This window comes from Polyangium sp. 6x1 (genome assembly GCF_029946515.1).
Classification (GTDB): Bacteria; Myxococcota_A; Polyangia; order Polyangiales; family Polyangiaceae; genus Polyangium.
Map to the genome: position 1 here is coordinate 1 of NZ_JARZHH010000132.1, position 13,226 is coordinate 13,226.

Genomic DNA, 13,226 nt, shown 5'->3' on the forward strand with positions numbered 1-13,226 from the left:
CCCCCGGGGGGGTGGGGGGCGGCGGCGGAGGCGGCGGCGTAAAGACCGGCGGCGGCGGAGGCGGCGGCGGGGGCGGCGGATGCCACGTCGGAGGAGGCGGCGGGGGTGGCGGCGGCGGAGGCGGCGGCGGTGGGGGCGGCGGCGGCGGAGGCGGCGGCGGCTTCATTCCCGTGCCCATGGGCCCCGTCGCATGCACCTCGGGCACCGAAATCATCTGGCTCGTCGCCGCGACCGACACGACGATCACCACGGGCAAGAGGCGCACGCACATGCGGTGGGGGCGCTCAGAGGACATAAAAGACCCCCGTGAGCTTCACGTCGACGAACCCTTCGGCCCCGCCCACAGGGCTCGTGGGCGGAGCGTTGACGTACCCGCCGCCTCGCGCCTGCGCGCCCACGAAAACTGTCCTCGTGCGATATCCGAAGCCAAAACCCCCGCCCAGATACCATCGCGCGTCGCGCCCCACGTCCAGAACGCCGAGCGAGCGACCCGCCGAGGCGATCATGTACGGCTGCCACTTCCCCGAGGCGAACATGAGCAGGCCCGAGCCACCATAACTGAGCTCGTAATGGTCTTCTCCGAAATACCGGTCGTATCCGATCTCCAGCTCGAGCTCGAGCGGCATGTAGCTCGCCGGCCTCGACGGATACGAGATCGGGTGCATCCGGATCACGGCGCCGCCGCCCATCGCGAATTTCCTGCGCGGGATGTTGAAGATGGTCGAAAACCGCGGGCCGAATCCGAGCGAACCCCAGTAGACCTCCCGCCCACGATAACGCGTGTACGTGGCCTGCGACGGCCCCGTCGGCATGGGCGCGGCTTGCTGCGCGAACGCCGCCGCCGGCCCTACCAGCGAGGCCGCCGCGAACGCGCATGCACCGATTGTACGCGAGATTCGCATCATCCACCCGCGAGCCGCTGCGCGACCACCTTCTGGAAGCTCTCTTTGTCGATCGCCTTTTCGAGCGCGACCTCGGGCGAAATCGTCCCTTTTTGCATGAGCCGCTCGAGCGCCATGTCCATCGTCTGCATGCCCTGCGCCTGGCCGGCCTGCATGATGTTCGGGATCTGAAACGTCTTGCCCTCGCGGATCATCGCCGCGAGCGCCGACGAGCCCACGAGGATCTCGTGCGCGGCGACGCGCCCCTTGCCGTCCGCCGTCTTGAGGAGCTGCTGCGCCACGATCGCCACGAGGCTCTCGGCGAGCATGCCCCGCACCTGCGGCTGTTCGTCGGCGGGGAAGGCGTTGATGATGCGGTCGATCGTCGCCGCCGCGCTGTTCGTGTGCACGGTGCCGAAGACGAGCACGCCGAAGCTCGCGAGCTGCAAGGCGAGCTTCATCGTCTCGTTCGTGCGCAGCTCGCCGATGAGGATGACGTCGGCGTTCTCGCGGCCGGCGCTGCGGATCGCGGTCGCGAAGCTCGACGCGTGCGGCCCGACCTCGCGGTGCGTGACCTGCGACATCTTCGGCGTGTGCACGAACTCGACCGGATCCTCGATCGTCAGGACGTGGCAAGGCCGCGTCGTGTTGATGTGATCGATCATCGCCGCGAGCGTCGTCGACTTGCCGCTCCCCGTCGGGCCCGTGACGAGCAAGAGCCCGCTGCGTTTGTCCGAGAGCTTGCGCACGACGGGCGGACAGCCGAGATCGTCGAGCGTGAGGATCTTCGCGGGGATGATGCGGAAGACCGCGGCGAGCCCCGTGATCTTGTAGAAATAATTCGCCCGGAAGCGGGCTTTGTCCTCGTACTGGTAGGCGAAATCGAGGTCGAGCTCGTTCGTGATCTTGTCGCGCTCCTCGGGCGAGGTGATCTCGAAGAGCAGCTCCTCCATCTCGGCAGCGTCGATCGGCGCGTCGCGCATCGGCACGAGCTCGCCGCGCGCGCGGAGGAGCGGCGGATAACCGACCCCGAGGTGGAGGTCGCTGCCCTTCTTCGCGAGCAGCTCGTCGAAGAGCCGGTCGATGCGAGCCACTACGCGCCTCCCTTCTTGCCGAAGAGCGCGCCGGCGCGCCCGAGCAGGCCCTTGTTCGCCTCGGCCTCGGCGGGCTTGGGGGGCTCGCCGGGCGGGGCCTGCGGCGCGGCCGCCGCGCGTTTGCCCGCGAGCACGGCTTCGAGCTCGTCCGGCGCCTCGGCGGCGAGAAGCGCGTCTTCGAGCGAGACCTTGCCGGCGCGGACGAGCTCGGCGAGCGAGTCGTCGAGCCGCACGATGCCGAAGCCCTTGCCGCGCTGCTGCAGGCTCGGGATCTGCCAGGTCTTGCTCTCGCGGATGAGGTTCCAGAGCGGCACGGATCCCGGGAGCATCTCGGCGGCGGCGATCATGCCGGCCCCGTCTTTCCGCGGCAAAAGGCGCTGGCTCACGACGAGCCGGAGGCCGCCGGCGAGCGTCACGCGCACCTGCTGCTGATCGCCGGGCGGGAAGAGGTCGATCAGCCGATCGATGGTCTTCGCCGCGCTCGGCGTGTTCATCGTGCCGAGCACGAGGTGCCCGGTCTCGCTCGCGGAGAGCGCCATGCGCACGGTCTCCGTGTCGCGCAGCTCGCCCACGACGATGACGTCCGGATCCTCGCGGAGCGATGCTTTGAGGGCCGACGCAAAGGTCCGCGTGTGCGAACCGACCTCGCGCTGGCTCATCATGGCCTTCTTGCGCGGGTGGACGTACTCGATCGGGTCCTCGACCGTGATGACGTGGTGCGAGGTCTCGCTGTTGATGATGTCGACGATCGCCGCGAGGGTCGTGGTTTTGCCGTGCCCCGTGGGCCCGGTGAGCACGATGAGGCCCTGGTGGTGGCGCGTCGCGAGCGCGATGGCGTCGGGCAGGCCGAGCTCGGCGAGGGTCGGGATTTCCCGCGAGACGAGGCGGAACGAGGCCTTGAGGCCGGTGCGCTGGCGCGTGACGTTGACGCGGGCGCGGCCGATGCGCGGCTCGTCGAGCGCGAAATCGCAAGAGCCGTCGAGCGTGAGCTGGGCGCGCAGGCGCTCGGGGATGCGCGACTCCAGCATTCGTTCGAGGGCCTGCGGCTCGACGACCGGGCCGCGCGGGACGAGCTTGCCCCCGATGCGGACGAGCGGCGGCCGGCCCGCGACGATGTGCAGGTCACTCGCGCCGTCCGCGCGCGCGTGGAGCAGGACGTCGTCGAGCGCGAGCGAAGCGAAATGCGCGGCGCTCGCCGCGGCCGCGAGCAGCGTGGGATCGTCCGGATCGTCGAGGGTGATGGCGAAGTTGCGCGGGCGCTGTGTGTCCTTGTGCGGGGGCGCGGCGCGGGGCTCGTCGAGGTCGAGCTCGAACGAGGGCGAAGCGGCCAGCACGGGGGCCGCCGCGCTGATCTTGTCGACGGACGGGAGCGAAGCCTGGGGCGGCGAGGCGGGCGCCTGGGGAGGCGCGTCCTCGTTGAGGTCGCCCCACATGAGCTCCGGCGGCGGCGCGCCGGGCTTCGGCGGCCCTGTGGGCGGCGCGGGGCGCGCGGGCAACGGCTGGAGTGGCGTGGGTTTCGGCGCCGGAATGGCGGGAGATGCGGCCGTGCCGGGCGCGTCTTTGCGGGGATCCTGCGCGAGCCGCATGAGCCGGGCTTGCACGGCGTTCGGGGTCCGCACGGCTGCGATCGCGATCGCGCCGACGCCGTCCACGCGGCAGCCCCACTGCACGGGCTTCACGCCGAGGTTGTCGATGTGGCGGCTGCCGCCGGCCGTGGTGAGCAGCTGCAGGATGTCGTCGGTCGAGAGGATCTTCCGGTCGATGATCTCGTAGACGCCGCCGACCTTGACGCAGGGATTCCGGCCCGTGGCGAGGGCGACCTCGGTGACGTCGGGGCGGAGGAGGTTCTCGAGCAGGGCTTTGAGCTGGGGCATCGAGCTTTCGGATCGCGGAGGAGGGCCATCGTAACGGAGGGCTCGATGTTTCGGCAAGGACGGCGCCGTCCGCGATACAATCGGCGCGGATCGCCCGGGTTCGCCATGGAACATGCCCCCTTCCTCGCCGCGCTCTTCGGCGCCCTCGCAGGCGCGGCCCTCGGATTCGTGATCGCGGTGGTGGTGGCGCCCTACCAGCAGCGCCGCGGCGTGAAAGCCTCGCCGGCCATCCCGGCGCACCTCGTCTGCGGCTCGTTTTTCGGGGGGATCACCGCGGGGATCGCGGGGATCTGGCTGCCCACGCGCTGGGCCGTGGGCGCGGGGGCGGCGGCGTGGCCGCTCGTGTTCGGGGTTCTGTGGATCGCCACGCAGACGACGTGGGGCAGGCGGGCTTGAGCGGCGGCATTCTGCGAAAAAGGGTCGGGTTCGTCCGGGCATACCCGCGGCGGGCCGCTTCGGCGCGTGCTCGTCGTGCAGAACGGTTTCACCTGGCCAAACTCGCCGCGAGGCCCTAGGATGCCCGTGTCCGAGCCATGAAGATCGATTTGCCCCGCTCCTGGAAAAAGGTCCTCACGGACGAGCTCTCGCGGCCCTCGTTCGCCGAGCTCGCCGCGTTTGTCGACGAGGAGCGGAAAAACCACGTGGTGTTTCCGCCCGAGGACGAGGTGTGGAATGCGTTCAAGGAGACCCCGTACGAGAAGGTCCGCGTGGTTCTGCTCGGTCAGGATCCGTACGTGGGCAAAGGGCAGGCGCACGGGCTCTGCTTTTCGGTTTGTCACGCCCAGCGGATCCCGCCCTCGCTCGCGAACATGTTCCGCGAGTTGCGCGAGGACATCCCCGGCTTCGAGATACCGGATCACGGCTGCCTCGAACCCTGGGCCGCGCAGGGGGTTTTTCTCCTGAACACGATCTTGACGGTGCGCGAAGGCGAGGTGGGATCGCACCGCGGCAAGGGCTGGGAGACGTTCACGGACGGCGTGATCGCGGCCCTCTCGGCGCGCAAGGAGCCGCTCGTCTTCGCGCTCTTCGGGGCGCACGCGCAGAAAAAAGCGCGCCTCGTGGACGCGTCGAGGCACCCGATCATCAAGACGGGGCACCCCTCGCCGCTCTCGGTGCGGAGTTTTTCCGGGACGAGGCCGTTTTCCGCCATCAATGCGGCGCTGCGCTCGATTGGAAAACCCGAAATCGATTGGAAGTTGCCGCCGCGGCGGGAGCTCGGGGCCGCGGCTCAGGTGCCCGGTCTGCCCTGACCCGAGACCATCGTGAGCGAGGGCTTCGAGCGGCGCGTCGCGGTCCGCCGCACGAGGGTCGCGCCGGCCGGACCTGGTTCGAGGACGAACCCGCCCGCGCTGCCGTTCAGGCCCTCGATGGCCGCGTCCGTTGCCACGAGCCCGTCCACGTTGCCCCGCGGCGCCCACGCCTCCGTGCGCGCGAGGTCGCCCGAGGCGATATCCATCTCCGCGGCGAGGCGCACGTTGACCGCGTCCACGTGCACGGCCACGTTCGCATGCACCGCGCTCCCCTCGTCCTGCTGCTGCAAAGCGGCGTGGAGCGTCAGGGCGAACTGCACGGCGGAGCGGCGCTCGGTCTTCGCGTGCACCGGATCGGCCGAGAGGAGCCGGACCCCGAGGAGCTGCGTGCTCGTGACGGTGGCGAGGACGAAGCCGCCCGAGCGCATGCACTCCTCGGCGCGCTCGAGGGTCTGGGCGAGCGCGAGGACGAGGGATTCGTCGGCCTCGTCCGCGCCCTCGGGGAAACGCAGGTCGACGTGGATGCCGACCGCGCGCCGCTCCGCCTCGGCGCTCGTCGTCTCCTCGGATCGGCCGGCGCGCAAGGCCTCGCGGAGCGCATCGAGGAACGCGTCGACGGATTCGAATCGGCGGTCGGGTTTTTTGTCGAGGCAGCGGAGCACGATGGCGTCGAGGGCGGGGCTCACGGGGGCGCGCTGGCTCGGGCGCGGCGGCGGCGCCGCGAGGTGTTGCTCGACGAGGCCCTCGTGCGCGCTCGATTCGAATGGCGGGCGCCCGGTGAGCAGCACGTGGAGGAGCGCGCCGAGCGCATAGATGTCGGTGCGCGCGTCGATGGGACCACAAAGGATCTGCTCGGGCGCCATGATCGAGGGCGTGCCGAGCTGCTGGCCGATCGAGGTGAGCCCGGCCCGGCCCGGCTCGGGCGCGAGGAGCTTGGCAATGCCGAAATCGAGGAGCTTCACGGTTCGCGGCGGGCCCTCGCAGATCATGATGTTGCTCGCCTTCACGTCCCTGTGCACGATGCCGTCCGCGTGCGCGGCGGCGAGCGCGGCGCAGACGGGCTCCAGGATCGACAGCGCCTCCTCGGGCGTGAGCCTCCCGCGCGTCCCGAGGTAATTGCGCACCGTCGTGCCTTCGAGGTAGTCCATCACGTAATACGGGGTGCCGTCGTCCAACGTGCCGAGCTCGTGGACCTCGACGATGTTCGGGTGGTGGAGCCGCAGAATGACCTCGACCTCCCGCACGAATCGCTCGGCCATTCGTGGTAGCGCCACGAGCGCCGGGTGCATCACCTTGATGGCGACGCGGCCACCGAAGGCGCGGTGGCGCGCGCGATATACCGAGCCGTGCCCGCCCGACGAGGTGAGCTCCTCGATCACGTAATCGCCGAGGCTCGTCCCCGCGCGCAGCTCACCCGAGCGCCCGGTGTCCTTGACCTGGCCGTGCGGCCGCGTGGTCCTGTCGTTCATTCCCCCCATGGCCTGCCCCCTGCTTTCCATCCTGCCCCGGCGGGGCGGAATCTAGCGGAAACCACGAAAACGTAGATTGGCCAGGATAGCACGTCCCGCGCGGCGCCGCGCGTCCGCAAACGAACGTTGCCCAGGTATACGAGCGACGGATTTCGTCGTGGCGCGCGTCTCGGACGGAGAACGTCGTTATCGTGCTGCTGCAACGCTCTTTTTCGACCGGCTTCGTTTTCGGTTCGTACGTGCTTTCCGGGTGCTAGAGTACTCTCGGCTTTCTTCCTGATTTCATATTTTTCATGTTCGTGCAGGGGTGGGGGGTAGAAAACATGCGACGCAACACGTTCGCTTGGCTGCTGGTTTCGCTGGGGACGCTCGTGGGTTGTGGGGGCGCCGAGGAGGCGTTCGAGGAGGACGAAGGGACCGTCGGGGAAATCTCGGAGAACGTCGTCGAGCTCAATGCGATCCAGCCGAACGCGATCCAGCCGAACGCGATTCAACCGAACGCGATCCAGCCGAATGCGATCCAGCCGAACGCGCTCTCGCCGTCGTCGGTCGCCCCGAACATGCTCGCCGCGCTGCAGGACCCGGGCGAGGCCGGACGTCTTTCGCGGACGTTCATGCGGTATGCCGTGGGCTGCGCCTTCGACCCGTCGCAGTCGTTCACGGTGACGTGGACCGACGCGCAGGGCGTCGTTCAGACCGAGACGTACGTCGGCAAGCTCGGGCTCGCGCCTGGCTGGGCGACCGGGCCGCTCGACGAGACCGGCCAACGGTGGGTCTCGGCGTGCCTCGCGGCCCGGACGAACTGGTATGGCGTGACGGTCATCCTCTCGCTGCGAGCCTCCCACGACGCCATCAAGCACGCGGCGAGCTTGGAGCGATATAGCTATCCATACGAGGAGGGGGCTTTCTGGGGGAACCTGTTCGCGCCGACGCCATACCTGCACGCCTGCGTATACGTCCCGAACACAGATTACGCGCGGAGCGTCCAGCGCGACTGCGCCGCGGGGCACGTCGGGGCCGCCGGAATCGAGAGTTGCGGCCTCATCGAGCGGCGCGGCTCCTGCGACGCCGTGTGCGATTCGCTCGATCCAAACAATGGATTTCGCCCGAAATGCGTCTACGATGCGACAGTGAGCCCCCCTCGCAAGACCACGGAGGTCGTGACGGTGTTCCTGCCATGACGTTGGTCCACGGCCCACCGCCCGACGGGGGCCCGGTCTCCCCGGGCCCGAGGCGAGGCATCCGATGCCTCGCGTGCGGGCGGCGCGTGCCCGTGGACGGCTGCCCCGAGCACGGCGCGAATCCGCCGGACTCGGTCACGCCCGAGCCACCGGATCGGCCCGCGCCGGTGTTTCCTGGGTACGAGGTCTCCGGCACGCTCGGGCGTGGCGGGTTCGGCGTGGTGTACGCGGCGCGGCGCATCGACGGCGGAGAGGCCGTCGCCATCAAGCTCGCCCATCCCGACGTGACCGAGGCCGCGCCGCGCCTCGTGCGCGAAGTCGAGGTGATGCGCGCGGTCGGCCCGCCCCACGTGCCCGCCTTCTTCGCGCTCGAAGAGGTTCCCTCCGCCGGGACGTACGTGGTGATGGAGCTCGTCGCCGAGAGGACACTCGCCGATCACCTGCTCGCCCGCGCGGGGCCGCTGCCGGCGAGCGAGGCGATCCTGCTCGGGCTCGCGGTGCTGCGCGCGCTCGAGGCGGTCCACGCGCGCGGCTACGTGCACCGCGATCTGAAGCCGGAAAACATCCTCGTCGACGCCGAGGGCAAACGCGCGGTGCTCCTCGATTTCGGCATCGCGCAGGCCGTCTGGCCGCCCGCTCCCGCGCTCACCGCCGCGGGCGCGATCGTGGGCACGTGCGAGTACATGGCGCCCGAGTCGTGCGAGGGGCACCGCGGCGAGGACGCACGCGCCGACATCTACGCGATGGGCATCTTGCTCTATGAGATGCTCACGGGGCGCCCGCCGTTCTTCGGACCCGCGGCGCTCGTGCGCGAGGGCCACGTGAGCCAGAGGCCGCCGCCTCCTTCGGCCGTCGCCCCGCCGCCGTTCGCGCGATCGATCCCGTCCTCGGTCGAGGACCTCGTGCTTCGTTGCCTCGCCAAAGCCCCCGCCGATCGTCCCGCGTCGGCCGCCTACCTGCGCGCGAGCCTCGCCGCCGCGCTCGCGCTGCCGGACGAGAACAACCTCGTGCTCGCGGTGCCCACGCTCGATCCGCCGCCCGGAGCGAAGACGCCGAAGAGCGCCGAGCGGCGCGTCGTGTGCATCGCCTGCTTCGAATCGAGCCTCGACGCGATCGCCCTGCGGCGCGCGCTCGAGCCGTTCGGAGCGCAGATCGTCCACGCCTCGGCGGGCCGGTACGTCGCGGCCTTCGGCCACGAGGTCGACGAGAACCCCGCGCGGCGCGCCCTCGAAGCGGCGCGCACGCTGACGGACCAGGGCGCCTGCGAGCGCGTCGGCCTCGATCTCGCGGCCGTCGCCGTCCACCTCGGCCTCGATGGATCCCGCCGCATCCTGGCGCCGCGGATCGCCCGCGAAGACCGGTTCCCGAAGCCCTCGTCGCCGCGCGGCGTCTCCCTCTCGGCCGCCGCGCGCGCCGTGCTCGAAGCCTCGGGCGTCGCGCCGTATCCGCTGCCAGGTTTCCTCGACGGCAGCGGCGAGGACACGCCGCCGACGTCGTCGGGCGAGATCACGGACGCGACCCCGTCACGCACCTCGATCCCGGTCTCCGGTCGCGAACGCGTGCTCGACGCGCTCACGGAGGTCGCGCGGCAAGCCGTCGAGGAGGCGTTGCCCTCGGTCGCCGTGGTGCTCGCCGAGGCAGGCTGCGGCAAGAGCTTCTTGAAGCGCGCCCTCCTCGAGCGGCTCGGGCAGGTTTTACCGAAGACGCGGCTCATCTCGTTCTCCGCGCACGAGCCGGTGCACGGCGCGGCGGGGAGCGTGCGCGATCTTTTGCAACGCGCCCTCGGCTTGCCCGCCAAGGCCCCCGAGGACGGCGGGCGGGAGCTGCTCGCGGCGAAGCTCGGGCCCGCGCGCCACGTCGAGGCTGGCGCGAGCGTGGCGCTCTCGCTCGGGTGGATCTCGAAGAGCAGCGCCGCGACGATCACGGACTCCTCCGCGCTGCACGCGATCGAGGCGGCGCCGGGCGCGCTCCGGACGCTGCTCACCGCGAGCGTGGGCGAGGCGCTCCGGCGCAAGGCGCTCGACGAGCCGCTCTGCGTGATCCTCGACGACGCGCATTTCGCCGACGACGCGACGCTCGCGATCCTGGACCTCGCCGCGCGGGCCGAGGCGCGCGCGCCGCTCTTCGTGTGCGTGCTCGGCAGGCCCACGTTCGAGGAGGACCACCCGTCGTGGGGCGCGCGGGCGCATCGCCGCGCCGTGCACCGGCTTGGAGCGCTCGATCCTGCGAGCGCCGCCGCGCTCTGCCGCGAGCTCTTGCGACCCGCGGAGAACGTGCCCGAGTCGGCGGTCGCGCGCATCGCGGCGCGGGCCGAGGGCGTGCCGCTCCTGCTCGTCGAGCTCGTGCGGGGGCTCAAGGCCCAGGGGATCGTCCGGAAGCACCCCTCGGGCAGCGGGTTTTTCCTCGCCACCGACGAGCTCGACGATCTGCCGGATCTCCCGCTCATCGAGTGGCTCGCGCACCGCGAGCTCGACGCGCTGCCGCCTGCGGCGCGCGCGCACGCCTGCCTGGCCGCGGTCCTCGGCGCGGAGGTGACGGTCGCCGAGATGCACGGCGTGCTCGGCCGGCTCGATCGAATGAACGCGGGCGGAGATTTTCCGCTCGACGCGCGGGTCGGCTCGGAGCGGCTCGTCGCCGCGGGGCTGCTCGCGCGCCACGGCGCGGGCCGGTACGCGTTCCGGCACGCGCTCGTGCGCGAGGCGATCGCGCGCTCGGTGCCGGAAGCTTCACGCGCCCGCATCCACCTCGCGGCCACGGCGCATTTCCAACAAACCTCGGGCTGGGACGGCCGATCGCCCCCGAGCGGCGACGAGCGTCATCTCGCGCAGCTCGCGCACCACGCGACGCACGCGGGCGAGCGCGCGCTCGGCGAGCGGGCCTATCTCGCGCTCGCCGAAGCGGCGCGGGCGCGGCACGACTGGCTCGGCGCGGAGCGCTGTTACACGCGCGCCCTCGAGGCCTCGACCACGAGCGCGACGGATCCGGACAAACCCGCCGAGCTGCGCCAGGGCGCCCTGCGGGGACGGGGCCTCATGCGCTACCGGCTCGGCCGGTATCCGGACGCGCTCGACGACCTCGCCCTCGCGTGTGACGCCGCCGCCGGAGATCACCTCACGGAGGCCGAGATCCTGCTCGATCAGGCCACGGTCCTCGACTGGATGGCCGACTACGAGGCGTCGCGCATGCGTGTCGTCTCGGTCCTCGCGATCCTCCCGGAATCGCCGCCGCCCGCGCTGCTCGCGCGCCTCCTGCTCGGTCAGGGTTTGTCGCTCCTCCGCTTCAGCCGCGAGGCCGAGGCCGTCCCGCTCTTCGAGCGCGCGATCCAGGTCGCGGACGCGATCGGGTACGAGGCGTACGAGCCGCGGATCGTCGCGCTCACCATGCTCGGCTTCGTGCTGCCGGGGCTCGGCCGTCTCGCCGACGCCGAGCGGGCGATCGAGCGCGCGATCGAGCTCTGCGAGTCGCACGGCGACGACCTCCACCTCGCCAGCGTGATCAACGCGCGGGCGCTGCTCGCGGCGCTCGTCGGAGACAAGGCGCGCATGGTCGCCGACTTCGAACGCGTCGCCTGGCTCGGCCGCGAGCTCGGCCAGGATTGGCTGGAGATCCTCGCGCACCACAACCTCGGCGAGTACCTGTATCTCTGGGACGATCTCGACGCGGCCGAGCCCCACGCGGCGCGCGCGCTCGCGCTCGAGGTGCGGCACACGGGCGGTGCGCCGCGGCCGGTGATCGCCCTGCTCGACGGGCGCCTGCGGCACTTTCGCGGCGACCTCGAGGGCGCGCGCGAGGCGGCGGCGCGCATCCGCGAGCAGGCGGGCCCGGTGCTCCCGGTGCCGGCGGAGGACGTGCTCTGCGTCATGCTGGAGCTCGCCACGCGGGACGTCGACGACGCGGCCTGGGACGCGCTCGAGGCCCGCTCGCGCGAGTTTTCCGTGGGGCAGGAGCGCCTGGAGGTGACGGAGGCCCGGGGTTTGTCGGCGCTCCGCCGTGGGCGCACGGCCGAGGCGCGGCGCCATTTCGAGCGCGCGCTCGAAATCGGGCGGACCCTGCCGAACATCATGACGGCCCGGCTCGAACGCCACCTCGCGCGCGCGCGTTCGGACGAGGCCACCTTGCGGTCGTAATGCCGATACCCTGGCCGCCGCGGACGGCGTATCGTCCGGGCATGGACGTCGACCGCAATGGCTGGGCGAGCTCTCGGGTCGAGCCGCTCCCCGTCTCGAGCGCCTACACGCTCCTCGCGTCCGATCCGTCGGCCCGCGTCGACATCGCGCTCTGGGCGCACAAGGCCCGCATGTTCTTCGGCGTCGCGCTCGAGATCGAGCCACCGAAGGCCTATCCGAACGGCGAGACGCCCGCGGCGGACGCGGCTTTCGTGTCGGTCTTGCGCAAGGGGCGGCGCGCGGCGACGCGCGTGCACGTCGTGACCGTGCCTGTCGAGGAGGCGCCCGAGGCGCGCCGCTCCGCGGAGGCGGGTGCGGCGGCGATCGGCGGCGCGGGCATGGATGTGCTCGTGCAGCGCGGCCGGCGGGTCTGGCAGGTGTCGAACGAGATCGCGGAGGGAGACGATCCGGACGCGCCGCTCACGCTTGCCGCGATCCTCGCGTCGATCCTGCTTGCGCCGATCGTGCCGCCCGGTGGGGGCACGATCTTCGGCGTGAAGGGCGCGCGTGAGCGGCTGGGATTGGCGTGACGAACCCTGTTCCGGGACGAACCCGTGCGCCCGCTCGCCGAGGCGGTGTCCACGCGTTCGTCGAAAGCCTTCGTTGTTCCGTGTCTTTCGCGATCTCCGTCCGCGCTGGGCCTCCAGCGTCCCGGAGAAAAGGCTGCGACAGGCTTGCGACCTTGAGCGCGTCGGGGTACGGTAGGTGCCTCACGAACGTCACTGGCCCTCGACACGACGCTTTCTTTCCTCCCTCCACTCGGAGGGGGACGTGGCTCGCCTCGAACGACTGGAAGACGCAGCGTGTGCTGGCGCGGACTGACCCGCGCGGCACGTCCCCGTTCGATCGCTACGGCTTCGTCGAATGGTCGGCAGAGATGGCGCGCCCGCGCGCGAAGGAAGCCGTGAAAGCATCATGTCATGGGAAATCGTCTCTACGTAGGCAACCTCTCCTACAGCACCACCCGCGAAGCCCTCGAGCAAGCCTTCTCGGCCGCTGGTGAGGTTCGCGAGATCGCGATGCCGACCGACCGTGAGACCGGTCAGCCGCGCGGTTTCGCTTTCGTCACGATGGGCTCGGCGAGCGCGGCGACGAACGCCATCTCGCAGCTCAACGGGATGATGCTCGACGGCCGCACGCTCAAGGTCAACGAGGCCCAGGAGCGTCCCCCGCGTGAGGGTGGCGGCGGCGGCGGCGGCCGTGGGTTCGGCGGCGGCGGCGGCGGCGGCTTCGGCGGCGGCGGCGGCCGTGGCGGTGGTGGCGGCTACGGCGGCGGCGGCGGTGGCCGCGGCGGCCGTGGCGGCGGCGGGC

General features: G+C 71.2%; 11 protein-coding genes. 6 read left to right on the top strand and 5 right to left on the bottom strand.

The window, feature by feature from the left end:
- From QHF85_RS48465 to QHF85_RS48480, 4 genes are all read right to left on the bottom strand, one after another.
- On the bottom strand, window positions 1-295 hold a 295-nt coding region (locus tag QHF85_RS48465), incomplete at its 3' end, for a hypothetical protein (protein ID WP_281334352.1).
- The gene (locus QHF85_RS48470; protein ID WP_281334353.1) at window positions 285-812 is read right to left on the bottom strand and encodes a hypothetical protein; all 528 of its coding nucleotides are present in this window, start codon (window positions 810-812) and stop codon (window positions 285-287) included. The genes QHF85_RS48465 and QHF85_RS48470, both read right to left, overlap by 11 nt.
- A gap of 89 nt (window positions 813-901) precedes the next feature.
- A complete protein-coding gene (locus QHF85_RS48475) occupies window positions 902-1,975 on the bottom strand; it encodes a type IV pilus twitching motility protein PilT (protein WP_281334354.1) in 1,074 nt (357 codons plus the stop codon).
- Complete coding sequence (locus QHF85_RS48480; protein WP_281334355.1) at window positions 1,975-3,849, bottom strand: PilT/PilU family type 4a pilus ATPase; 1,875 nt, start codon at window positions 3,847-3,849, stop codon at window positions 1,975-1,977. Before QHF85_RS48480 ends, QHF85_RS48475 begins: the two co-directional genes overlap by 1 nt.
- A 105-nt stretch (window positions 3,850-3,954) precedes the next feature.
- On the opposite strand from QHF85_RS48480, the gene QHF85_RS48485 reads away from it, so the two are divergent.
- Complete coding sequence (locus tag QHF85_RS48485; RefSeq protein WP_281334356.1) at window positions 3,955-4,245, top strand: hypothetical protein; 291 nt, start codon at window positions 3,955-3,957, stop codon at window positions 4,243-4,245.
- A gap of 137 nt (window positions 4,246-4,382) precedes the next feature.
- A complete protein-coding gene (ung, locus tag QHF85_RS48490) occupies window positions 4,383-5,099 on the top strand; it encodes a uracil-DNA glycosylase (protein ID WP_281334357.1) in 717 nt (238 codons plus the stop codon).
- Here the strand turns inward: ung and QHF85_RS48495 are convergent.
- Window positions 5,078-6,568 (bottom strand): serine/threonine-protein kinase, encoded by a 1,491-nt coding sequence (locus QHF85_RS48495; protein ID WP_281334358.1) that lies wholly within the window; start codon window positions 6,566-6,568, stop codon window positions 5,078-5,080. The genes ung and QHF85_RS48495 overlap by 22 nt on opposite strands.
- A 323-nt stretch (window positions 6,569-6,891) precedes the next feature.
- On the opposite strand from QHF85_RS48495, the gene QHF85_RS48500 reads away from it, so the two are divergent.
- From QHF85_RS48500 to QHF85_RS48515, 4 genes are all read left to right on the top strand, one after another.
- Window positions 6,892-7,749 carry a hypothetical protein gene (locus QHF85_RS48500; RefSeq protein ID WP_281334359.1) on the top strand — a complete coding sequence of 286 codons (858 nt, stop codon included), beginning with the start codon at window positions 6,892-6,894 and terminating at the stop codon, window positions 7,747-7,749.
- Window positions 7,746-11,876 (top strand): serine/threonine-protein kinase, encoded by a 4,131-nt coding sequence (locus QHF85_RS48505; RefSeq protein ID WP_281334360.1) that lies wholly within the window; start codon window positions 7,746-7,748, stop codon window positions 11,874-11,876. The genes QHF85_RS48500 and QHF85_RS48505 overlap by 4 nt, the downstream gene beginning before the upstream one ends.
- 41 nt (window positions 11,877-11,917) lie before the next feature.
- A complete protein-coding gene (locus tag QHF85_RS48510; RefSeq protein ID WP_281334361.1) occupies window positions 11,918-12,445 on the top strand; it encodes a hypothetical protein in 528 nt (175 codons plus the stop codon).
- 390 nt (window positions 12,446-12,835) lie between these two features.
- The coding region (locus QHF85_RS48515) for an RNA-binding protein (RefSeq protein ID WP_281334362.1) at window positions 12,836-13,226 on the top strand (391 nt) is incomplete at its 3' end.